We start from the raw sequence: 24,870 nt of genomic DNA, 5'->3' as shown, positions 1-24,870 counted from the left end.
CCCCACCCTGTCGCGTTTATGAATTGGCGGCCCGGGTATCCATGAAATACTGAACGGTTTCCCGCAACCCTTCGACAAGGTTCATTTCAGCCTGCCATCCCAGATATTTTTTAGCTTTTGAGGTATCGGAGTAATTGCGGGCGACGTCCCCTTTACGGGCAGACGCATAGATGACCTCCGGCACGCTCAACCCGAAGCCCTGCACAACTTCCAAAAGGGCCTCGGCGATTTCATTCACGGACACCTCACGGCTGGTGGCAATCTGGAAAACCTCGCCGCCGATATTCTCTTTTTCAGAACAGGCAACAATGGCCCGGATCAGATCGGCGATATAAATGAAGTCCCGCGTCTGGCTGCCATCCCCATAAATGGTGATCGGCTCTTTGTTGATGATCTCGTTCAGGAACTTGGCCACCACGCTCTTCTTGTGGAGTGAGCCCGGACCGTAAACATTCCCGAAACGCAGCGCCATGGTCTGCACACCATAGCAATGGTAGTAGACCGAGCAATAGGCTTCCCCGCCCAGTTTGCTGGCCCCATAGGGAGAAACCGGATGAGGCACCACTTCTTCATGGATCGGCGGCTCGACCTCGCCGACCGGTGCCCCGCTGGAGGCAAAGACAAAACGGGCCACATTGTTCTGCCGGGCCGCTTCCAGATAATTGAACGTTCCAAAAATGTTGGTATCGCAATCTGTCCTTGGGTCCTCAACGGACTGGGGCACACCTGTGTTGGCGGCAAGGTGGACGATGATGTCCGCACCCTTGGCGATCTTAAGCGCGGCGTCCGCATCCCGAATATCAGACTGGCAAATCTGGATTGCCGACCGATCCCAATCCAGATCGGAAAATCCGTCTGCGGCAACCAGTTCAACCTCTGTAAAGGCCAGACTATCGGGCGTTCCGACAGAAAGGTTGTCCACAACGCGAATTTTGTTCGCGCCCGCCTTAACCAGTTCCCTAATCAGCGCAGACCCAATAAAACCGCACCCGCCCGTAATCAACCAATTCATCGTAATATCCCAACCGCCAAATACTTCAATATAACCTCAGCCTGGAAAGCCTCTTCCAACAAAGGGCGGTGTCTTTGCTTCCAAACGTTTTCCATGGCATTTTCTTAGTTCGTATTCTCAGAAAGCACAAATACTCAATCTGACCAAGAAACCTGGAACCCCCTCAAAGAATCCAAAAACCCGGTAGATATTTATCCCTTTACCAAGCCCCTCTCGAACACTTTTCCGACATCATCCATTCAGAAGAGATTTCTGGAACTTCCCCCAAGCACAGCTTCTCCACTCTATCCACTTATTCAGCCTACCGAATAGTACGTGTCATGCCCATTTTTTAACTACGGTCTTCGACAGTATGAGACCAATAACACGGAAAGGGAGAAGAAGCGTATTTCTCCCAGGCTTGTATACAGCATCAACAAGCATCTTGCCTAATCGATAGGATATGGAATTCGTCAGCTTCAGATTTCTCTTTTCCTGACTTACAAGCTTGTTCTTCAGACTTTTTACTTCTTTGGAATTATTTTCAACATTGGCACGCTCACTATTCCCCGTGTAAATAACCTGCATCCTCTGCTTTCTCAGGTCCTTTCTCAGGTTCTGAATCTGCGCTTTATAATCCCTGTTATTGCAAACAAGCTGGTTCCTGGCTTCAACCAACTCTGAAATTTTACACTCCAACGCCCTGAAGGCTTCCTTGGAGGGTCCTGAAGACGAAATCGCACCATATTGCTGATTTGCAAAATCTACCCAGCCCATGTGGTTGTTCAAATCTGATCGTATATTTTGAACGGACTCTTGTATCTCCTTCAACTCTTCAACAATAGGCCCCTCAATGTTCCGCAAGACAGAATACAAATTGCTGACATGCGGATTCTGTACCTTGTAGCTTTCGCTCACCGATCTGTTCAATGATGTCTGGATCACTTTTTGCACAGCGGCTTCCGCTTTGTCCGTTTGCAAACCTAGGTAGCCGGCAAGCGAAGACATTATTTGCTCAGCTTTGTCTGTAAACAGATGTTCATAATGCAAAACAAAACAATTTCCGCCGGTATGATACAGGGCATCGCTCACTCGGCTCAGCCACACTAACTCGGCCATCGCCTTCCCGTTCTTATTTTGTCGCCCCATTGATACAGCAACCGAGGCTGGATCTCTCAAGGCAAGAATGTATTTTGGCACGACTTCCTTCTGCGTAAAAACCTGTCTCCACGCAGGTAGCAAAGCATTTGTTCTAGGATCCTTAAACCCCCAAATTCCACCATTCGTCTCGGCAAACCGTCGCTCCACAATCCCCTTGAGCTTGCGTTTGCATTTATCAGCGGCCTCACTCTCAAAAGCAGTCTCTCGCAACGGCAGCATTGGATGAACTGCTACGTCCTCATAGAACTGCTTATGAGTATTGAGAATCTCAATATCCTCAAAAAAACCTCTCGGATTCTGCTCGTTTGCAGCAGCAAAATCACCCGTTTCTGGCAACCCGATTTCTTGCAACAGTTCCATTAAAACGGATGTTCCAGACCTCCCCGGCCCAAGTATAACAACTGTATTTTTCTGGTTCGTCTGCACGGACTAATATTCCTTGAATTCTTGGATCAATGCTTGCTTGCAAGATCACGGTATAGTGGAAGTAGACGCTGCAGTCCAATTGTCTGCCAATCAAAGCCTTCGACCACTTCCAGATTTTTCATTCTCTGCTTTTCCAAGTCTGCATTAGAAATTGAGCGTAAATTTTCCGTCAGACTTCCTAGCTGATTTTTAAACAAATTGAACTGAAAACCAAAGCGATCCATGTAATCCCTGTGTCCTGCAGTGTCAGAAGCGAGAATGGGAAGCCCTGCTGCTGATAACTCCAGAGACTTTAAAGAAGGTGCTCTATCATATCGACCGTTAGGAACATAGGCTATTCCCAGATCATACTGCCCAAGCTTCTCAAACACCTGGTCCTGCGGCAAGGAACCAATCAAATTGATGGAGGACCAGTTCTGCGCACTAACCTTCGCCAGAAGGCCCTCTAAAGCATCGCCGCCTCCGATAATATCGAGAGAGACATCTTCCTTCACCTGAGCGGCAAAGCTGGCGAACTCCTTTACTAGAAACTCTATGTTCCTGACTTTTGATACGGACCCAACATAAACAAAACGCTTTATTCGCTTAGTTCCTGTCGTTTTCCCTGAGAACTTTTTCAAGTCCACCCCCGGTGGGACCTCGAACACCCTCCTGAAGCGCTTGCCGATATTGTCCCTAATCGTCAGGTTACTGTGAGAAAGAATTCGATCCGCATAAAACTGGCACAGAAAATAACGCTTTAACATCCTCTTTTTGGCACGCTCACGATTGGTAATCAACGGAGACCGAAAATCCAAAATCCACTTAGCCTCCCCCAAAGAATTTTTAAGCTGATCCATATACAACAGACAGTCTGGACCTTGAAACATGTGAACAATATCAGGCTTGAACCTGTCCAAAGCCCTGAAAAGCTCCAGACAACGCCCGTTGGCACTTTCACTGGTAAGCTCACAAAGATCCAAACCGGAATTCTCCACGACAATTTCTTCCGCATGCAGCTCCGCTCTCGGCGACAAAACCAATACGTCGCAATGTTCCGCCATAACCTTCGGAAACATATAACTAGCGGCGGCCCCAATCGCGCCAAATGGTGCCCGCGTGATATAAGCAATACGCAAATTTTTCATTAAATTAAAAGTGCCCAGCCATGAATAAATCTAAATCGCACCTATCTTTTAAGAATTTTCTCATATACTGGAACCAAATCCTTAGCAATTATTTCTTTCCAGTCAAAACGAAGAACAGCTTCTTTATTTCGAGCAATGGAGGTGCTCCAGTTTTTTGAATTCCGAGCATGAACCAGTGCATTTACCAAACCGTCTTCGGTATTGGGGAAAAGCTCAAAATCAAAGCCAAACCGCTTTTGATAATCCCTATGCCCTTTGGTTGCTGACGCGAAAACAGATAGTCCCGCCGCTGAATATTCCAGTGATTTCAAAGAAGGCGCCCATTGATACGCTCCTCCCGGAACATAGGCTATACCAGCATCATACTGAGACATTCTTTGGCCGAGTTCAGACTGGCTGAGCGGCCCAATGAAACGAACGCTATTCGTTCCCAGAATGCTCTGTCGGTTGCGTAACTCTTCGAGAGCATCTCCCCCCCCAATCAAGTCTAATGTTGCCTCACTATCTGCGGATACCGCATATTTATTGAAAGCGTCAATCAACACCTCAAGCTTTCTTTGTTTGGCAATGAGCCCCACGAACAGAAACCTTCTTAGCTCGCTTTCGGTCTTTTCTCTTGCCGGAAATGCCTCGACATCAAGGCCGATTGGCAATTCTCTGAACGGCTTTAACCGGAGCGGCAAACTACTCCCAATGGTGTGAATAGACTGCGAAAAAATATGATCTGCCATCAAATGGGCCATGAAAAATCTTTTTCTTAGCGTTCGAACATGCTTTTTATCTTCGCTATTAATTTGAGTTCGAAAATCAAGAACCCATTTTGCCTTGGGAAAGGCCCCCTTTAGATTCTCCAGATAATATAAGCAATTTGGATTTTGAAAGATGTGAACAATATCCGGCTGAAAACTATCCAGATAACGATAAATTTTCAGGAGTATCCCTTCCCTGTTACCCGCATGAACATTACGCACATCCGTTGTATCATCGCTAAAAACGATATGTTCTTTGGATCGTGGGCTATGGGGCGAACAAACTAAAACCGGCGTCTGCTTTGCCATGACATGGGGGATCATATAACTAGCCGCCCCCCCCATCACACCAAAGGGCCCCCTCGTGATATATGCTATCTTCATATTTAATATGCCCGACTAGCTCACTGCCCAGACTTCTGGCACAACGTGAACTCCCGGTAGGCCTGCCGCCCCTTTTCTCTATCAAAATGAGCTAGAGCATATTCACGCGCATTTCGGCCCATAGCACATGCTATCTCCGGATTATCATGCATCCAGATAATTCGCTCAGCCAAATTCACCGGGTTCAAATCACAAAACACCCCAACCTCTTCCTCAGAAAGCCATGAAGAGAACAAATGCTTGCTCATAATGGATGGCAAAGCAGATGACATGGCTTCAAGCAACACCTGCGGCATTCCTTCAGACCGGGAGCACATCACCAAAGCATCGGCTTTTCTGTACAAGTCAGGCAAATCTTCTGTCTTGACAAACCCAATATATTCTTTGTTTTCAACAACTTCCGGTTCAAAATCACCCGCAAAAAGAAACCTGATTTCTTTATTTCTCTGATACACGATACCAGCTGCTTTCTCTAGAAGGTCAAATCCCTTCTCCAAAGATTTTCTGCCAACGAAAAGGAAAGTAGTTCGCTTTCGATCCGCCTTCCCTTCTGGAGTAAAGCTATCAGTATCAACGCCTCTGACAATAACCTTGACCTTGTCTTTTTCAGAAACAATACCGTCCACACGCTCTTTTTCCTGAGCTGACATGACAATGATCCTGGAACTTTTCTGGAAGGCCTCCGCCTCCATCGCCAGATCTTTTTTATGGCGTACGCTACCCTCTGGATACACTCCCATTGCTATTCTAGAACTGATTTCATCTCCCGCCACACGTACGATGGATTGCGCACCGATAGATTCCGCAACAGCGGAAGCGGCTGCGGGGAATTGAACGCTGCCAAAAAAATTGGTGATAATATCTGCCCCAATTTTTTTTCCATACTCCGCTGCATGAAGAGACCAAAACTCCAAAAAGCTACTCTTCTCCCGATCCGGCATTTCCGCGAAACGAACGCTAAATTCATGCTCAAGAGCCCGAATATCTTCTTTAGCGAAATCTGGAACCTTCCCTGTCAAAATATGCACATTCGCATGCCCCTTAAGGGAGGAAAAAATATCTGGAAAAATATACTTCGCCCGATTGCGCCAAACCCCATCTCGAAAGCTTCCTGGCCCCAGAAATAGAACAGTTTTTTTGGTACTTCCGTGCAAGATGGTAGACTTGCCAAGATCTGCGATAAACTTGCCCGCGTCAGTTGCATCCAAACAGACCGAGTTTTTCAACAAAGCCGCTTTGGGAACGCGCCATGTGTGACTTCCAACATCCTCTCGGCGAGTCGCAAGCAAGCTACATAAATCAGTGGAGAGAATTACAGGATTATGCATTGCTGCGTTAAAAAGAAAGGCACTATCCGCACTCGCGAACACATTGTCCGGATACCGGCACTTTCGCAGGAAATCGGTCTTGCCCCCAATACTATTCCCACCTAGGCGAACAACATCTTGATTGATAGAGGCGGGAGGCAAAACACATAATTCACTTTTTACCAATCGTCTGGCATAAAGCTCACCTGTTTCCTCAAAGTAGAGGTGACAAGGAGGCTTACCGACGATATCAGCATCAATCGAATTGAGATGCAAAAGAGTATCGCTGATAAAGTTCACACCATAAATATCGTCATCATCGAACCTAAAACAGTAGGTTCCATTTGACAGGAAGGCGCCATCATTTAAGCAGCTACCCGCAGGGGATTCCTCGGGTTCATAAACAATCCGTACATTCTGATTTCCATAAGATTGAACCTTCCTTTCAAGCTCAGAAAACTCGGAGAAGCCTCCATTGAAAATAATAATGAGCTCTTTATTGGGGTAGGCCTGCAAATCAAAATTATGCATGATATTGGGCAAAAACTCAGGACGGTTCGATGGAGCGATAAGAGTAACGAGGGGATACTCCTCCCGGTTTTCATCGCAAATTACACCAATTGTCTCACAAATACCTTCTATACGAGCCAGATAAGTGTGAAGAGTATGCACGTCCCTCCAACCGCGTTGCGCCTTCAAGGACAACTCGACCCGACTTCCCAGCAATGCCTCCAGCGTATCACCAACATCCTTCTGGTCCACCACATGGATACAGTATTCCCTGACCATCTCGTCAACAGGTTCCTGCCCGACATGCACGACCACACACCGGGAGGCTAGCGCCTCCAACTGCCCCCGCAAAAGGTCCGTCGGGGTTTTCTGCGAAGCAGAGTGTGTCAAATATATACGGGAAATTTTTAGTGCTTTTCGAAGGTTTTCTTTCGTCACGGAGCCAAGGATCAAATCCTTCAAGTCTGGTGTCTCGGCGACCTTATTCTCAAATATCTCATTGACACTATCGACAATATTCACCCCGAACTTCTTTAAACCAGAGATACACTCCCTGATTTCGTGCTTCGCCAGCACATCACTCCAACCATCATACAATACCTCAATTTCTTCGTCTTCTTCGTTCGTGAAAATCCGAAACGGATTGCACAGCATTGGCTCAATCGCTGGCTTCAGCAAAGCCGCTTTAATTCCTTGCTCGGCAAGAGCCGTAATTTCGCCGGCATCACTACAAAAGATATAATCGAATTCAGCCGCAAGGTCGCAATATTGAGGATGGTGACGCAGATCTTTCGTATTCCAGAAGACGGTCGGTATGCTCCTATCCTTTGCCAGCTGGATAACGTTTCGCAATTCGTCCTTAAGAGGTCGGTTAAAAGATTGCGCTAAATACCAGCTTCCCATGAACGACTCGCGGCATGCCTCGATGAGCAGGAAATCGATCCCTTCCATATAGCTGAGGGTGTCCTGCCACTCACCTTCGATCAACGGCACGAGCTTGGCGACATGCTTCAAGCTGTCATACATCTCTTCACTGACGATAGTGGCAATTTTCAACTGTGTCCTAGGATTGGCAGGCGAGACGAATTCCCTTAACGGCACCTGCCACTGCCTAACATTCTTCAGCATCTGGTCAGATACAGCACACACTTCAACATCCTGCTCACTATCATTACCAGACATATAACACGACCTCACTTCTCTCACGATATTTACAGGGACAGGAAACAGGCGGCACACCTGAATTTAAATTGTTAATACCAGAGGCAAAACTACTCGGCCTTCTCTATCAGAAGCCCCCGATTGCCGGACAAAATCAAATGATTGAAAGAAGGCTCCTGATCATAGCCTCTCTGGCATCTGGAAAAATCTCTTAATATATGATTTCGGCGCCACTTCTTCAAAGGCAGTTCAGGAAACTGGTATACCTTGTGCCAGTTCACATAGTCAGAACTGAAAAACGCCATACCTTTGCCAAAAACGGGACGAATTGCAACCCAAAGCACCTTTTCGTGGTCCATCTCCAGAAAAAAGCACCCCCAAGCCTTGGTGCCAAATGTATTTTCAAAAACTGAAGCAGGCTTCAAAGGGCACTCACATCACTGCACCAGCTTTTCAATATCGAGAAACTTTTCATCGCACAACTCATCGTTATTGTTCGCGAGATCATCCTCGACATAGCCATCGGAATGCTCATCAAAGAAGTGCCTCATGACAAAATCGACGCCTGCATCATGTACGTTTCTCAAGTTCTCCTGATAAAACACACCCCGCGCCCCCGGTTGTGTGATAATTTCATAGGAAGGGAAATAATCAACAAAATCATGCCTGTCATAAATCTCTCCTGCAACTGCTCTAAGTACGGACTTAGAGTAAGTTGTAGAGACCAACACGTGCCTATCTTCGCCCGTGGCAGTCAAAGGGACGGGTGATACTGTCAGCAAGATTTTAACGGATTTATTCACTCCCTTGATTTTGGAAAAGACATCCAGCAAATCATCATAAATTTCACGGAAAGTGAAATTTTTAAATTCATATAGACCCTCATCAAACTCGCCTGCGGTCACCCCTGGGCAAATAGGGTACACTGCTCCGGTCTGTTTATTCACCCAAGCCTCGGTTAGCCCCAATGTGAATACCATGACGTCCAATTCTTCGAAAAGGGACCTAACTGCATTCAGGTGTTGTTCTCGTTCTTCCAACAGAGCATCCAGAGAACTATAGCCGCCGGGTTGCAGGTTTGGCCGAAAAGCATCATAGAAACGACCTTCATTTTTCCACACTTCATCGAGATTCTGCCCGCCAAAGGCTCTGTCAAACAACTGCACCAACTGTTTGGGAGTATAAACGTTTCCATACCGCCCGGAATAAATTCCATATCCATGCGCAACAGCATCCGCGGGAGAAAAGCCTGAAGGAGCTGGCTCTTTATCCAGGAAATTAAAACCTGACGCCTGCATCCTGCGCCCAATATGCTGCGCAAAGCAGCTACCGAAAGTGGCAACCTTATCAGTCTTTGAAATTTCAAATTTCTTTTTATAAATATCCGGCAAATAAGTGGGAGATTGAGTAGCGACCCCTGTTCTCCACAATCGCTTTTTTGACAAATCCACATAAGGGTGCTTTTTCCCGCTTGGACTGCTTTGCGACAGGGGTTTCGCGCTCGTTGCCTGCGCAGCGGTATCATTCGCCTGCCCCCCCTCTAAAATCACTTTTGCATAACGACGGTACACCTCCTCGCCGAAATAAAGAGGTCCTTTGGAAGAAAGCTCATAGTCAGCAATATCCCAAAGGGGGAGCACCTCTGCTTCAACGACTGAGAGTTTTTGGGACAACTCATATGCCCTTGAAATTCTTACCTTCGCTGTGCTGGCTACCTTTTCAAAACCGCTCACCGGATATTGCACAAGTACAATTCTACAATCGGGGTTTATCGCCCTGAGTTTGCGTACGACCTCTTCATAAGCGACCACAACTTCTTCTGGTTTTAAAACACCCTTTTGCCGGACATCAGACGTATTCGCATCAACCGCGACATTTGACAGACAGTACTCCTGCCCCTCATCACGAAAAAGGACTGCCTTCGCAGACAAGTCATAATTGGTATCGATTATGAATAGATCACATTCTTTGTAAAAAGAAACAAAGTTCAAAAAACTTTCGCGACACTGCCTTAGAATGCGTCGACCATTCCTCTGTTCAGCGTCATGCGTTTTAGAGAAATTTGCTATAAAATCTTTCGCGGTCTCTCTAAAGGGAAGTACTTCAGCATCACTCAACGCTTGACTCAAAACGTCGGTTCTCATGTGATTAATAAACCCCGCCACTTCTATCTTAGGGCTTATTGCAGTCATCGCCTTTACAATCTCTGCACTCAAACAAGATCCCGAAAATGCAACCTTCATATCTTCACCTTCACTCCGTATGCGCTCGCCGGCCCGCACATAAATTTCAACAACACTATAGTCGCGCCTGCTCCTTGATTGCAGCAACGATCAAATTACCAATACCCAGAACTAACAAGCAGATTACGAAAACAGATGCGATAATTTGCAACCGCTTGGGCTGTGTCGCTTCCTGCGGCAGGTTGGCTTCAATGAAATCGACGACATAACTACTGTCTTGTTGAGCTGAAGCACGGGTGTTTTCAAGAAAGGCCAGCGCTGACGTATAGGTTGCTCGTGCAAACTCTTCTTCAATGATTAAACCCTCGAATTCGGTAACCAAATCGCTTAGGGCGGTAGAATTATCCCCTTTCAACTGACGGGTCGCCTTGGCCTTTTCCTGACTTACCTGCTCCTCCAAGGCCTTGATACGCGCTACAGCGGACTGCACCTGCGGACTTTCGGGCTTTAGCGCAAATCTCAACGACGTCAGCTCGGTCCTGGCCGCGGCCAATTCTTCGTTCAAAGTCGCCAGCAAGCTGCCCTTGGCTTCAGCAGATTTCAGGGGGTCAATCTCGCCATACTTTCGACGAAAGTCCGCTACAGCCAGCCGAGCCTGAAAAAGTCTTTCCTCTGCCAACTTCAATTCTTGGCGAGCGAAAGCAACCCGGTCACTTTGCTTTCTTTCTTTGAGAGAGTTAAGCTTTTCCTCGCTTAGCATAATGATCGTATCGAGTATTAACTTTGCATCATTGGGTGTGAAGGCCTCAACCTCCACATATAGCAGGCTCGTTCCCGGATCCCATTCCACAAGCGTCATTTTGCGGTAATATTCAAGAAAATCTTCTTGGGAAGCCTCATCGCCCAGCCGGGAAAACTGATCCACGCTTTCTGGAGAATAAATTTTTCTCAGATCCAGCAAGTTATCCAGTTCTTGCAATATGCTGTTTGAGTGTATGTAGCTGGCTAGGATATCGCCCTGCGACCCCATACCTCCACCACCTCCCAACGAACTACCCGTAATCAAACTGGCAACACCGCTCACCGCCCCCATGTCTGCGGACTGAATGACAATACGGTTGTTCGATACATACCGATCAGAAGCAATAAAACCGAAATAGACAACAGCAACAATTGTGGGAATAATCAATATAAACAGGAACTGCAAATATAAAGACAGTCGCGACTTATTGGCTTTTTCATACACTACCGGTGCAGAAGCAGCCTCCACAATTTGCGCCAGCCCCCTCTGACCAGCGCGCTGAGGCTCCACTTGCTTTCCAGTTCTGACAACCGGTACTCGTTCTTCGTTGCTCACTATAAACTGCTTTCAATTCAGCGACTTTATCAAGCCTATTTCAGAAGGCCATAATTGTAGAAATCAATTGCTTCGTCCAGATCCGAAAACGGAACCAACCGGCTTTCAACAAGGACTAACCCTTTATCACAGAACCGCTTTACCGTTCCTGGATTATGAGAGACGAACAAGACACCTGATGTCTGTCTTCGCTCATCAAATGCAAGGGCAGCTTTTTCCCTGAACCATTTATCACCAGTAGAAATTGCTTCGTCAATCAGATAACAGTCAAAATCAATACTTAAGCTTAGCCCGAAAGCCAAACGCGACCTCATTCCGGCACTGTAGGTTGAAACCGGCTCATCCAGATATTTACCAAGCTCGGAAAAATCCTCGACGTACTGCGTCGCCTCTTCAATATCAACAGAGTTTATTCTGGCAGTAAATTCAACATTTTGGCGCCCTGTCAGCGCATTGTGCAAAGCCCCACCGAACCCGATCGGCCACGACAAATGCGCCAAGCGCACAATTTTACCTTGGTCTGGCTGCTCCACCCCCGCAATCATCCGCAACAACGTCGACTTCCCAGCCCCATTACGCCCAAGTATGGCAATATGTTCATTGCTAGGGATTTTCAAAGACGTAGGGTTAAGAACAACTCTTTCACCATTCTTTGTGAGGTACCGCTTTGATATGTTATTCAATATTATCAAGCTTCCAGCATCCTTTTCCGTCCAACGATCTCCAGAATAAGGGCAAAAAATAAAAACCCGGCTGTCCACCACATCACATACTCAAGGCTGGCATATTCTGCGGTATAGGTTGCGAAGAAACCATCACGAAGTAGTTCAATCAGATGCAGCAAGGGATTCCACAGCAATATCTCGCGCAACCCCTGTGGCAACTCGTTTGCATAGTAGAAGAGACCTGAGGTGAAAAAAAGAATTCTGTTAATCGCTTGCTCAAAATGCTTGATCGACGGCACAAACGTTGAAATGGTCGCCATCAGAAGTCCGTAACAGGTTCCGAAAAGCCCCAGCATAACAAGAATACCAAGCACTTGAAGAACGCTGGTCATCCTTAGTTCTTCCCCACTAACAACCGAGATCCCGACCAAAGCACCAAAAATGAAAATACCTGTCAAGGTTTCCAAAACGGCCCTCGACATGTAAATAGAAAATGGGGAAACCTGCCGATAATAGAGAAGGCTAATGTTGCTTTTTAACGCATTCCTTACCTGAGATACGGTATTTCTGAAAATAAAAAACGCGTTGATGCCAGTAATAAGAAAGGCCAGCATCGAGACGCCATATGGCAAACTGCGACCACGATATTCGAACAGCAGGGCAAAAACACTAATAAATATGATCTGCTGAATCACGACCCAAAGATACCCCAACCCATTTCTGCCGAAACGCGTCGTCATTTCACGCAGCATGAGGGCTCCAACGACACGAAACAGGATTTTTAAGGTATTTTCTCCTCTCTTACGGGGAGGCTTTACATCGATTAAATCTTCCGTCAGGACAAATTCGTCAGGAACCGAAATTCTGGACCAGTCAATATAGCTGAAATCGGCAGGCGTTGATTTTGGCTTAATCGGACGGCCGAATACGCCCTCGAACTTCTTTTTAATCAGGCCAAAACGATTTGTGTTTTTATTCTTGATATGGACTAGCTTTACAAGCTGCTGCTCCGCCAATATTTCAAGGTCTAGGTCAATATAAACCTCCGCCAGCCACATCAAGGCGCCAGCATGCCTCGGTACAATATTGAGTTGGATTTTAGCATATTCCAGAGCTTTTTCGAGCTCCCCCAATTCATCGTAAATCAAAGCCAAATTGAAATAGGCGTGACGGTCATCGGGTTTCCACTCAATTTGCCGTAAAAAGATAACTTTTGAACTTTCCAGGTCTCCTGCACGGAAACAACAAGCCCCTGCCAATTGATAGTCATAAAAATTCATTTCGGGACTTTGGAACAATTGAGAATAAAGAGTAGCAGCTTGACCCAGCTTCCTGATGGAAAAATTGATGCGGGCAAGGACCAGTCCGAAAACCTCGGATCTCTTGCTCCAGTCCTCATTCAAAACAAGGCTTCCTTCCAAATGCGCCACCAACTCACCAAGCACAGCCTTGGATTCCGGGGCTCCTCCTCTGACACTCCCCTCCCCACAAAAGAAGGACCGCCCCCAAACCCCTGGAGGGCTATTCAAGAGCAATGATGTTAGCAACTCCTCTTCTTGCAGAAGAGCCTTCTGGCGGCATTGTACAATTCCTTGCACAACGACCAATTCTGGCCATTTCATTCTCAATTCCGGCTCAAATTTCGCGCCATTTGCCAAGGTGTCAGCGAACCCTCGAAACGACCTCAAATAAAAAAACTGATCGCAATAATCCGAAATTTCGTCGAACAATTCAAAAGCTTGCTGAAATGCACCACAACGGTAAGCACTGATAGCCCAACAAGCCTGCTGATACTCATCTACACTTCCAGCGTCAGACATTTTTTTGAAACTGAGGCTGGCATCCCCATAGTCACAGGAAGAATAGCTAGCCTTTGCGCGAAATTTCCAGTATCGGAACTGTCTAGAGAATCTGCTTTCCACCTTCCGAAAACAATCCAGTGCTTTGCTATATTCTCCAACGCGAAAATATAGCCGCCCCAGGATAAAAATTGCTCCAGGAGTATTCTGTAAAACCGCTTCTGTCTGCTTCAGCAGTTCACAAGCAAATTTAAAATCACCTTTTCTAATCGCCCTCCTGATGCCTTGCGAAAAAATCATGACTTTTTCCAATCACCTTTCAAGGCAAAGCGTTCCACAAACTGAAAACAGTAAAAAAGCGACATTTCCGCTCTACCATGATGTTTCATTGCATAAAGTTTCATTGTCCCTACAGATCGCAAAAAAAATTATAAAAAAGAATATAAAAAACGCTTCAAGGATTGAGGGAGCAACTTTCCGATATACCCTTCACCTCTAGCAGCTTTCCCGTGATCGAAGCCCAGGATTTTCTCCGTCAAAATTTTCACATGATCCTCTGTCGACATCGTATTCATGTACCACGCTTCATCCGGACGCGAAGGCCTCAAACTCAACAAATCTTCTTTTCCGCCCAACAATCCGCTTTCACCAACAAATTCAATCAATGCCTTGTGGTACCATTCATCGCGAATTCCCATAAAATCACCGAGAAACAAGGTCGGAATCCCACTTCCCAGCGCCTCAACCCCTGCAGTAGATGCTACAGTGACAGCAAAATCACATTCTTCCAGGATCTTTTCCATACTATCAGCACTAAAAACCAGATTTTCAGGAGCGTCCAAGGGAAACTCCTCTCGCAACAAACTCGGATAGGAATATTGCTCCTTGTGGGTATGCACCTTGTTTTCATTTTCAAGATGTCGCAACTTGATTGTTATGAGCACGCCAGGGTTCAACCTAGCTGCCTCCACCAAAAACCCTAAAACGTCTACACGACCTTCTCGAGACTCAGGCATAACGCTCTGAGAAAAAAACACAACATTGCGAACAGGCGCCTCAGCATGAACTTTATTTTTACTAAAAAAGAACGGACTAAATTGGATGGCTTCCGTATTCTTTTGCCACCTTTTTGATGCGAACTTCCTAAAAACCGAGACATCATCTACCGTGTTCAAACAAACAACATCGGAATATTGACGAGCCCTAATCCCCGATTTTGGAGTAAACTCTATCCCCGGAAATGAAGAAACAAAACAAGGCCGCCGAGCTTTAAAATTCCACAACCTCAGCACCCACTTCATTTTGAATATACCAGGATACTTACAGGCATAAACAGTATCAAACTTTTCCAGGAACCTTTCATCTGAAGCCTCCCGAATTTCAAGGGTGTAGTCGACTTTTCGTCCTTCGAGGCTAAGGTTTATTTGACGTTCTGAAAGCTCCCTGCCGCCATGTCTTGAATTATGTGCGTAGCAATACTCAAAGGTGAAATTCTCTCCGCCTAAGATGCGCTCCAACTTCACAGCAGACATCAGCGAGCTGTCGTCCTTGAACAACAGCAGAGCCCTGTTTTTGGTGCTTTTTTCTACTTCAGACATTTCAGTATATTTCACTTGCCTAGCGGGCGGCATCCAGCAGGAGCTCTGCCATTTCGCGAATGGCGCCGGACCCGCCAGCATTCTTCAAGACATGGTCGGCATGGTTGCGGACGGTCAGGTGGGCATCGGCCGGGCAGAAACCGAGGGCCGCACGGCGAATACAGTCCAGATCGTTCAGGTCATTGCCGATATAGGCCACATCCTTCCAGTCCAGATTGTTGTCAGACAGCCACCCGGAAAGAATGGCCTCCTTCTCATCCACACCGTGCATCACTTCAACCTTCAGCTTTTCAGCCCGAAGCCTGACGACAGGATTTCTCTCTTTTGAAAGGATCAGCAGCCGGAAGCCGCTTTTTCGCAGCAATTCCACGCCAAAACCGTCATCCCGGCTACAGACAACGCTTTCAACGCCCGCTTCGGAAACATAGACCCGATTGTCTGTATGAACTCCGTCAAAATCCATGACAACGGTTCGAATAATCTGCGGCACAAGGCCAGAGGGCTGTGCCTGTCGGTCCGGGGAGGACGCACGGATCGCCATCAGCTTTTCCGCATTGTCCCAATCTTCCAGCGTATCCAGTTCCAGCGGACTCCCCTTCACAGGGACAACGACAGTGTTGCCGCAGAACCGCTCTCTCTCGCGCAGGAAGGGGCCGGTTTTCATCACATAAATGGCGCCATTTTCCCGAAACTGGGCAGGCAGGTCCTGCCGCCGTTTTCTGGGTTCATCCGCGTTGTGATTGACCCCTTCGGCCAAGCCATCTGAGCCAACCTGCCACAAAAAGGCGTGATCCGGCACCGCACTAAAGGCGCTATCCACCCCCTCTGCGGTTCCCTTCTGAACAACTTCCTCGATTTCTGCCGAGGTCACGAAGGGGGACGTGCATTGAAGAAACGCAATATAGTCAGGCAGCGGCCCCGCCCCGGATATCTGCTCAAGGCAATCCAGAAGGGCGGTTTCAGAACTGGCCTCATCGGTTGCCAGCGCATCGGGACGCCTTACCGCAACCGCGCCCTCACGGGCGGCGATGGCCAGTATTTCGTCGTCATCACTGCTGACATAGACCCGGCCCACATTTAGCGCCCCCTGAGCCGCCCGGATGGTATGGCTGATAAGCGGCAAGCCCCCGAGCAATTTTTTATTCTTGCCCGGGATTCCTTTCGATCCGCCCCTCGCAGGGATTATTGCGACAACATTCATGATGCCCTGAAACCGCCTCAGGCAGTTGCGCCCTCAAGGGCGACAACTTCACCGTCACGGGGCTGCCATTTCAGCTTGTCCCGCTGCACCTTTTCAACGTCGAGAACATCTTCAGATTTTGCCTGCAGGGTCTGACGGACATTCTTCACATCCCGGCACAAGCGACGCAGCCCATCCGGCTCAAGGCTTGCGGAATGGTCTGTCCCCTTCCAGGTCCGGTCCAGCGTGAAGTGACGCTCGATATATCCGAATGTCCCGCCATAAAGCTGCTCGCCCAGAACACCGGCGGTCATGGCAGCAACGTCAGTCGCAATGCCAAGATGGTGACCGGAAAAACCGATCATCTTCACCCGGTTTCCGTAGCGCTTCTGCAGGGCATTGATTTCCAGCAGGCAGACATCCTTGAATTCAACAGGATAACCGGATGTACAGGCATACAGCACCAGATCCTTGGCGCGTCCATGCTGTTCATAAAATTCGACGATCCGGTCGATTTCCTCTTTCGTGGTCATGCCGGTCGAAACATGAATTTCGCCGTCATAATGCTTGCACAGATATTCCTGCAGTTCGAAATGCAGATTGGTCGCAGAAGGGATCTTGATCAGCTTCGGGTTCAGGGAGGCAATTTCCCGGGCCGATGTCACGTCCCACACGGACGTGGAATAGATGATGCCGTATTTGTCGCATTCAGCCTGCAATTCCCGGTGCTGCTCAACGGACAGTTCTAGAAACTCCCGGTGTTCGCCGTAGGTATCCCCGTAGGCATTGGCCGGGACCGGATGAGCCCGGTCATATTCCTCGGCAGTCAGCAACTCTCGGTTGTGGCGCTTTTGAAACTTGGCAACATGCGCCCCGCAGGTAACCGCAGCAACCCTGATCAATTCCTTGGCGATTTCCATATCCCCTTTATGGTTACAGCCAATCTCCGCGATTACTTGAACTTCAGACATTTTTGCCCCCTAACACCGGCACATCTTGAAACGCTTTATTTAAATTGCCACCCTGATACCATAAACATACACTCGAACAAACGTAAATTTCCCAACCCTCATCCAAAGACGAACAGACGCCAGCCGCCTTCTCCCTCATGAAAGATCATCCCGACATCACAGTCCTGCGCGAGACGCTAAACACAATCTCAGGAGGAAAAGGACACTGGACCCTATCGGATAAACTGTTCGAAAGCCGTCGCGCTCGCATCTATCGGGCCGATAACACCGCCACCGGACAGGCGATCTGCATCAAGAAAAGCAAATCCGAAACATCCCCGGACCGCCAGCTTGTCACCGAGTATGAAAACCTGAAAACACTGTGGCAGGAACAGGAAACGCCAGACGCCCCCCAGCCCCTTGTCCCGCAACCCTATGGATTGCTCCCCGAACCGGGCATTCTGCTAATGGAATGGGTTGAGCTGCCTGCGGCCCGCGACACCCTGAAAGGGACAGGCCCCACGAGTGCCGTCAGGGGGCAGGTCATCAGAACAGCGGCCCACTGGCTTAAACGCTTTCACCAGATCACCGCAACCCGGCGGCAAAACTTCAATGGCACAAAATATATAAAGCGCCTTGATGCCAGCGTTGGACACAAGCCCGCCATCCAGAAGGACATTCAAACCTGCAGGCTTTTCAACAGACACTATCAAACCCTCAGCACCCTTGTTCCCGAGGTTGAGCGCCTGCTGTCCGATTATGCCGGACGGCATGGGGATTTCGCCCCCAGAAACCTCCTCAGCAACGGCGAGAGAACCATCGGGATTGATATTTCTACCGGGTATGTCGATTCTGTTCTTGAGGATATCTGCTGGTTCAGCAACGAACTGCTATTGCGGCACAACCCTTTCCCCGTATTTCGGAAAAACCACCTAACGGCCCCTGCCGCCACATTCTTCAAGCATTATTATCAGGACAAATTCCAGACCGACAGCGCGCCACAAGACGAAGAAATCTGGACCCTGTTCCTGTTTATTGGCCTTTATGAAATGCTTTCAAGATGGCTTTCTGTCCTCAACCGGATTCGAAAATATCAAATGGGTGCCTCAAACGACAAAATACATAACATTTTATGGTGTTATTATTTTCTTTTGAAAGTCAAAGCGTTAGCTAAACTATACAACCATCATATTACACTTCAAAAACCAAAGTAATAATCCCGCCCCTTTTATTCACATCAAATATTTGCGAACACGGTCGTTATCCCATATAAAACCCCAAAATATTGCTCGTGCGATGCGTGTTGGAGAAGTTGATCTTGCATACCTTGTTTGAAAACAAAAAAGTTCTGGTAACCGGTGCGGCTGGAACTGTCGGTAAGGAAATTGTCAAACAGCTTCTGGACTTGAATGTTCAGGAAGTGAAGGCAATCGACAACGGAGAGTCCGTTCTTTTCTACCTGAATGAACAGTATCGGAAAGAGGACCGTTATAACGGCTTTTTCTGTGACATCCGGGACCTTGACCGCCTGAAATACCTGACCATGGATGCGGATATCGTTCTCCATCTGGCCGCCATGAAACATGTCACCATCAGCGAGGCCAGCCCGCTCGATGCTGTCAAGACCAACGCGGACGGCACCTCCAACGTCATTCAGGCCGCCCTTGAATCCTACTCCGTCAACCGGGTGATCTATACCAGCAGTGACAAGGCCGTAAACCCGACCAACGTCATGGGAACAACCAAACTGCTGGGCGAGCGTCTGATGACCTCCGCACTCAATATCAAGTCGAACAGAAATATCGTCTTCAGCAGCACACGGTTCGGCAATGTCATTGGATCCAAGGGGTCCGTTCTGCCCATCTTCTATAACCAGATCAAGAACGGGGACAACCTGACCATCACCGATGAGCGCATGACACGCTTCATCATGACCATCGAAGAGGCGTCTGGTCTTGTGCTTGAGGCCTCCCGGATGGCCCGCGGCGGCGAAGTCTTTGTGACGAAGATGCCGGTTGTCCGCATTATCGACCTTGCCAAGGCCATGATTGAACTGCTGGCCCCCAAATATGGCCGCGACCCGGAGTCCGTGAAAATCGAGACCATTGGCAGCAAGCCGGGTGAAAAACTCTATGAAGAACTGATGACCGACGAGGAAACCTCGCGGGCCTACGAACTTCAGCACATGTTCATGGTCAAGCCGTCCATCCCCCCCATCTACGAGAAAATTGACTATGACGGGTATGAAACCCTGACCAACAAAGTGGTCACGAACCCGTATGTCAGCGCGAATGAGCCTTGTATGACAGTTGATGAAATCAAGTCCTACCTGGTGTCACGAAATGTACTCAACAACATCGAATTCAATTAAAAAGGCGTAGCATCATGTCCTGTGTATTGATCCTTGGCGGTGACGGCTATCTTGGCTGGCCAACCGCCATGCACCTGTCCGAACATGGTCACGACGTTGTCGTTGTCGACAACTATATGCGGCGGAACCTCAGCCGTGAGGAAAACTCCGAACCCCTGTTTGACGTACCCAACCTGCACCGCCGGGCCCAGCTCTGGGAAGAGAAAAGCGGAAAGTCCATTCAGGTCCGTATTGGCGACCTGTGTGATTGGGATTTTCTGGCCAGTGTCTTTGAAGACTTCAAGCCGGATTCAATCATTCATTATGCGGAGCAGCCTTCTGCCCCCTACTCCATGAAGGATCGCAAGACCGCCTCGCTGACCTTCAACAACAATCTGGTTGCCACATTCAACGTCATTCAGGCGATGCATGAATACACACCGGACAGCCACCTGATCAAGCTGGGCACCATGGGCGAATATGGCACCCCCAACATTGATATCGAAGAAGGCTGGCTTGAAGTTGAGCACAAGGGCCGCAAGGACAAGTTCCTGTTCCCCCGTCAGGCCGGCAGCCTCTATCACACCACAAAGGTTCTGGACACAGACCTTCTGTGGTTCTACGTCCGCACATGGGGCCTGCGCGTCACCGACCTGATGCAGGGTCCGGTTTACGGCCTTGAAACATACGAAAATGCCGGTCATGACGATCTGTTCCCGTTCCTCAACTATGACGAACTGTTCGGAACAGTGATCAACCGCTTCATGGTTCAGGCTGTTGCCGGATATCCGCTGACAGTTTATGGCAAGGGCGGCCAGACCCGGGGTTACCTGAATATCAAGGACACCCTGCAGTGCCTGCGCCTGTCTGTTGAATCCCCTGCAGACCCCGGCCAGCTGCGCATTTTCAACCAGGTTGTTGAAACCTTCACCGTGAACGACATCGCGGCCAAGGTAAAAGCCTCCGGTGACCGCCTCGGTCTTGATGTCTCCATCAAGAGCCTTCCGAACCCGCGCAAGGAAATGGAAGAGCATTACTATAACCCCACCCACACCGGTCTTCTGGAACTGGGGCTGGAGCCTCACTACCTGACCGACGAGACCATGGACGAGATGATGCAGCTGATCATCCGTTACAAGGATCGCATCAAGACGGATTGCATCTTCCGCGATGTGAAGTGGAAAAAATAAGTCCAGTCTCTGGAATGACGGGGGGAGGAAGCGAGGCTTTCTCCCCTTTTTTTATGGGTACCTTAACACGCCCCTGTTATTTTCTGAACATCCCGATCATCCGGGACAGAACAGCGCCAAACACAAAGCGCTTCTTGGTTTCCTCCCACACCTCAACGGCACGGGCATCCAGATACTGCGGCTCGAATTGATGACCGTGGAAGGCCTTGCCGTCAAAATACCCGGCAACCTGTCCGGCCTCCACATTGGCGGCCCCGACCCATTCCAGCCAGCCCGCATTGGGCATAAGGCCCACAATTTCGGAAAGGCTGCCCAGATCCTTCAGGCGGACCGCCACACCGCTTCCCGCAAATGCATGCGTCCCCAAGGCATTGGCAATACCAAAATCACTGAAAACAATGGACGGCACCCCTTCGTGCAGGGCGTCAAAGAAAGCGGTTGAGGAGATCGTTCCGAACAGGGTTGCCTCTCTCAAAAGCTCGGGCATCCCCTGATAGGTAATTTCCAGATTGGCGGGCGTTGGTCCGAGGCGAGCCAGCAAATCCTGAAAATGATAGGAGACACGATGAAAGGTTCGTTCTGTTTTCTTGACCCGGCACTTGATCTTCAGGGTCCAATCCGGGTTATCAAGCGCCAGCCGTCGCAATTCAGCAACCAGATACAGGCGCTGCGCACGTGAACGGGGAACAATCACCTGCTCTGCGAAAACAAAAACCTTTTTATCAGGGCGCGACGCCTCCCCCGCCTCTCTCAGGCGGGATGGCTTCAGGCCGGAGATACGGTAAGGCTGTTTACTGCACTCACCAAAGGCCAGAAAATCCTGCAGCGAAGCCACATCCCTTGGGCCGTTCAGCGCAATGAGGTCATACCCGACCCGCCAGGCGAGCCCTTCTTCAAACCGTTCATAGGTAAATCCGTTAAAGGCGGTAAACAGGCCCGGCCGACGGACATTTTCGCCATTGCATTTCTGCTCAACCTGCTGACGGACCCGGTGAATTTTGCTGGCCTTGGAGAACACCCCCACAACATTATAGCCCGCATCCAAGACATGTCCGGCGACTTCCGTATATTCCAATGGAAAGGTTTCAAAGGCACCGCCAAGCCGGTCCAGCGCCGCGGCGGGAATGCTCCCTGCATCCCCCAACCCAAAGACCACCTGCCAGCCCTTGTCCCGGAACGCATGGGCATGGGGCAGAGCCCCAAAAATCTGACTGTCGGAATCGACAAATATCAGAACAGATTTATTTCCGGGATTTTTATTCATTCCGCAGTGGCAGAAGAAGCGGATACGGAAACAGAGCGGCCATAGTCATCTTCAAGACGTACAAGGTCGTCTTCGTCAAGCTCCAACCCTTTTTGCACTTCGATGAAGACAAGAGGGTCCTGCCCCGTATTGGTCATTCGGTGGGATTTCAGAACCGGAACACGCACCGTTTGCCCCACTTCCAGAGAAACAGTTTCATCACCCACGACGGCAACACCGCCGCCACGTACAACTGTCCAGATTTCTTCCCGGTGCTGGTGATACTGCAAGGACAATCGGGCACCCGGATTGATAGTAATCCGCTTTACGACAAAATCATCACCAATATCCGTGACAATCCAGTGCCCCCAAGGCCGGCGATCCTCGTCACCTATTCGATATTTATTAGGGATAGCCGCCCCCTTTTATCCTGCTTCACAAAGACAAACCATATTCTCGCCTTGGTCGAACGGGAACAGTTTCTAACAAGAACCCTAATTTCAACACCAAGGCGGTCTTGTCAACTGATTACAAAAACAATTCTTGCTGTTTCCTTAACATTTTGCCCCTGTCGGCCCCCTGTTTTCACCGCAACCCTGATCACTGCTAAATCGTACAAGACTCTCCTACTTCATGCTTGCCTTATACTGAACGATCGTTATACTGCGCGCGCCTTTTTATCAGTGAATGTAAAGAAATCTATGGAAATTCGGAACGTAGCGATCATCGCCCATGTTGACCATGGGAAGACAACCCTTGTGGATGGCCTCTTGAAACAGAGTGGTACGTTCCGAGAGAACCAACAAGTGGCTGAAAGGGCCATGGACTCCAACGAACTGGAGCGCGAACGCGGGATCACCATTCTTGCGAAATGTACATCGGTCGAGTGGGAAGGATACCGCCTGAATGTGGTCGATACCCCGGGCCACGCCGACTTTGGCGGCGAAGTTGAACGAATCCTGAGCATGGTTGACGGTGTAGTGGTCCTTGTGGACGCCGCCGAAGGTCCCATGCCACAGACAAAATTCGTGACCCAGAAGGCCCTTGGCCTTGGCCTGAAACCGATTGTCCTGATCAACAAGGCCGATCGCCCGGATGGCCGCCCGGAAGAAGTTCTGGACGAATGCTTTGACCTGCTGGTGGCCCTTGATGCCAACGAGGAACAGCTGGACTTCCCGATCCTGTACGCGTCTGCCAAGGAAGGCTGGGCGGTCAAGGATCTGTCCGATCCAAAAGAAAGCCTGAACCCCCTGTTTGACCTGATCGTCAAGCACGTTCCGGCGCCAAGCGTGGATGAAACAGCCCCGTTCCGCATGCTGGTCACCACCATTGAAAGCAACCCGTATCTGGGTCGCCTGCTGACAGGCCGTATTGAGGCCGGTGTCCTGAAAACCAACGACCCGATCAAGGGACTCAGCCGCACCGGCTCAAAAATCGAGGATGCTCGCGCCTCCAAAATTCTGACCTTCCGGGGACTGGATCGGGAAACCGTTGATGAAGCCCGGGCCGGTGACATTGTCTCGGTCGCGGGTCTGGCCAAAACCACGGTTGCGGATACACTGGGTACGCCCGAAGAAACCCAGCCGCTGGATGCCCAGCCGATCGATCCGCCGACCATCTCCATGACCTTCGCCATCAACTCCTCTCCGCTCGCCGGACGGGATGGTGACAAGGTCCAGAGCCGCGTTATCCGCGACCGCCTGATGAAGGAAATCGAAGGCAACGTCTCCATCCGTGTTGAAGACAGCCCCGAAGCCGACAGCTACATCGTCTCCGGCCGCGGCGAATTGCAGCTTGGCGTTCTGATTGAAACCATGCGCCGTGAAGGGTTCGAGCTTTCCATCAGCCGCCCACGCGTTCTGTTCCGCAAAGACGAAGCCACCGACCAGACGCTGGAGCCTCTGGAAGAGGTTGTCGTGGATGTGGATGAAGAGTTTTCCGGCGTGGTCGTGGAAAAAATCGCCCTTCGCAAGGGCACCATGACAGATATGCGTCCGTCCGGTGGCGGCAAGACCCGTATTACCTTCCATTGCCCGACACGGGGCCTGATCGGCTATCACGGCGAATTCCTGACCGATACCCGCGGTACCGGCATCATGAACCGCCTGTTCCATTCCTATGTTCCGCACAAGGGGGACATTCCGGGCCGTCGCAATGGTGTTCTGATCGCCAATTCCACCGGTAAATCGGTTGCCTTTGCCATCTGGAACCTTGAAGCCCGCGGTGCGTTCTTTATCGGAAGCGGCGTTGATGTCTATGAAGGCATGATTCTGGGCGAACATAACCGCCCGAACGATCTTGAGGTCAACCCGCTGAAAGCCAAGCAGCTGACGAACATCCGGGCCGCTGGCACTGATGAAGCGGTTCGCTTGACAACGCCCCGGAAAATGACCCTGGAACAGGCCATTGCCTATATTGATGATGATGAACTGGTTGAGGTTACACCGAACCACATCCGGCTTCGCAAGCGCCACCTTGACCCGCATGAGCGGAAAAAGGCATCCCGCGCCAAGGAAGCCTCCTGATTCTGATACCCTGA

Annotated in this window: 18 protein-coding genes; 4 read left to right on the top strand and 14 right to left on the bottom strand. The window is 49.3% G+C overall.

Features of this window, described 5'->3' with window-relative positions; all coding sequences use genetic code 11:
• Positions 1-16 precede the first annotated feature (16 nt).
• The 12 genes from FQB27_RS04985 to FQB27_RS04930 all read right to left on the bottom strand — a co-directional run bounded on the left by FQB27_RS04985 (position 17) and on the right by FQB27_RS04930 (position 17,569).
• The gene (locus tag FQB27_RS04985) at positions 17-1,012 is read right to left on the bottom strand and encodes an NAD-dependent epimerase/dehydratase family protein (RefSeq protein WP_169559736.1); all 996 of its coding nucleotides are present in this window, start codon (positions 1,010-1,012) and stop codon (positions 17-19) included.
• Positions 1,013-1,330: 318 nt separating this feature from the next.
• Positions 1,331-2,578, bottom strand: coding sequence for a hypothetical protein (locus tag FQB27_RS04980; protein ID WP_169559735.1), 1,248 nt, complete (start codon positions 2,576-2,578; stop codon positions 1,331-1,333).
• A 26-nt stretch (positions 2,579-2,604) separates the two neighbouring features.
• Complete coding sequence (locus FQB27_RS04975; protein ID WP_169559734.1) at positions 2,605-3,705, bottom strand: glycosyltransferase family 4 protein; 1,101 nt, start codon at positions 3,703-3,705, stop codon at positions 2,605-2,607.
• A gap of 41 nt (positions 3,706-3,746) precedes the next feature.
• Positions 3,747-4,838, bottom strand: coding sequence for a glycosyltransferase family 4 protein (locus FQB27_RS04970; RefSeq protein ID WP_169559733.1), 1,092 nt, complete (start codon positions 4,836-4,838; stop codon positions 3,747-3,749).
• A gap of 20 nt (positions 4,839-4,858) precedes the next feature.
• Positions 4,859-7,837: a glycosyltransferase gene (locus tag FQB27_RS04965; protein ID WP_169559732.1), complete on the bottom strand. Its 2,979-nt coding sequence runs from the start codon at positions 7,835-7,837 to the stop codon at positions 4,859-4,861.
• Positions 7,838-8,253: 416 nt separating this feature from the next.
• Entirely contained in the window at positions 8,254-10,059 is a 1,806-nt protein-coding gene (locus FQB27_RS04960; protein WP_169559731.1) for a GSCFA domain-containing protein, read from the bottom strand.
• Between the two features lie 55 nt (positions 10,060-10,114).
• The gene (locus tag FQB27_RS04955; protein ID WP_169559730.1) at positions 10,115-11,356 is read right to left on the bottom strand and encodes a KpsE/RkpR family capsule polysaccharide export protein; all 1,242 of its coding nucleotides are present in this window, start codon (positions 11,354-11,356) and stop codon (positions 10,115-10,117) included.
• Between the two features lie 35 nt (positions 11,357-11,391).
• A complete protein-coding gene (locus FQB27_RS04950) occupies positions 11,392-12,039 on the bottom strand; it encodes an ABC transporter ATP-binding protein (RefSeq protein ID WP_206374318.1) in 648 nt (215 codons plus the stop codon).
• 5 nt (positions 12,040-12,044) lie between these two features.
• The gene (locus FQB27_RS04945) at positions 12,045-14,120 is read right to left on the bottom strand and encodes an ABC transporter permease (protein WP_169559728.1); all 2,076 of its coding nucleotides are present in this window, start codon (positions 14,118-14,120) and stop codon (positions 12,045-12,047) included.
• 128 nt (positions 14,121-14,248) lie between these two features.
• Positions 14,249-15,418 carry a DUF6716 putative glycosyltransferase gene (locus FQB27_RS04940; protein WP_169559727.1) on the bottom strand — a complete coding sequence of 390 codons (1,170 nt, stop codon included), beginning with the start codon at positions 15,416-15,418 and terminating at the stop codon, positions 14,249-14,251.
• 19 nt (positions 15,419-15,437) lie between these two features.
• Positions 15,438-16,619, bottom strand: coding sequence for an acylneuraminate cytidylyltransferase (locus FQB27_RS04935; RefSeq protein WP_169559726.1), 1,182 nt, complete (start codon positions 16,617-16,619; stop codon positions 15,438-15,440).
• Positions 16,620-16,636: 17 nt separating this feature from the next.
• The gene (locus FQB27_RS04930; RefSeq protein WP_169559725.1) at positions 16,637-17,569 is read right to left on the bottom strand and encodes an N-acetylneuraminate synthase family protein; all 933 of its coding nucleotides are present in this window, start codon (positions 17,567-17,569) and stop codon (positions 16,637-16,639) included.
• A gap of 137 nt (positions 17,570-17,706) precedes the next feature.
• Between FQB27_RS04930 and FQB27_RS04925 the strand changes: the two genes are divergently transcribed.
• The 3 genes from FQB27_RS04925 (at position 17,707) to FQB27_RS04915 (ending at position 21,088) form a co-directional block, all read left to right on the top strand.
• Positions 17,707-18,762 (top strand): phosphotransferase, encoded by a 1,056-nt coding sequence (locus FQB27_RS04925; RefSeq protein WP_169559724.1) that lies wholly within the window; start codon positions 17,707-17,709, stop codon positions 18,760-18,762.
• Positions 18,763-18,866: 104 nt separating this feature from the next.
• Positions 18,867-19,919, top strand: coding sequence for a polysaccharide biosynthesis protein (locus tag FQB27_RS04920; RefSeq protein ID WP_206374316.1), 1,053 nt, complete (start codon positions 18,867-18,869; stop codon positions 19,917-19,919).
• Between the two features lie 14 nt (positions 19,920-19,933).
• Complete coding sequence (locus FQB27_RS04915) at positions 19,934-21,088, top strand: NAD-dependent epimerase/dehydratase family protein (RefSeq protein WP_169559723.1); 1,155 nt, start codon at positions 19,934-19,936, stop codon at positions 21,086-21,088.
• A 76-nt stretch (positions 21,089-21,164) separates the two neighbouring features.
• Here the strand turns inward: FQB27_RS04915 and FQB27_RS04910 are convergent, their stop codons facing one another.
• Positions 21,165-22,352, bottom strand: coding sequence for a DUF6716 putative glycosyltransferase (locus tag FQB27_RS04910; RefSeq protein WP_169559722.1), 1,188 nt, complete (start codon positions 22,350-22,352; stop codon positions 21,165-21,167).
• On the bottom strand, positions 22,349-22,726 hold the full coding sequence (locus FQB27_RS04905) for a phosphomannose isomerase type II C-terminal cupin domain (protein WP_284347806.1): 378 nt from the start codon (positions 22,724-22,726) through the stop codon (positions 22,349-22,351). Before FQB27_RS04905 ends, FQB27_RS04910 begins: the two co-directional genes overlap by 4 nt.
• A gap of 306 nt (positions 22,727-23,032) precedes the next feature.
• Here FQB27_RS04905 and typA point away from each other — a divergent pair, with 306 nt between their 5' ends.
• A complete protein-coding gene (gene typA, locus FQB27_RS04900; protein WP_169559721.1) occupies positions 23,033-24,856 on the top strand; it encodes a translational GTPase TypA in 1,824 nt (607 codons plus the stop codon).
• Positions 24,857-24,870 lie beyond the last annotated feature (14 nt).

It is taken from the genome of Sneathiella chinensis (assembly GCF_012720115.1).
GTDB classification, from domain to species: domain Bacteria; phylum Pseudomonadota; class Alphaproteobacteria; order Sneathiellales; family Sneathiellaceae; genus Sneathiella; species Sneathiella chinensis.
This window is presented reverse-complemented; position numbering and strand designations above follow the sequence as displayed.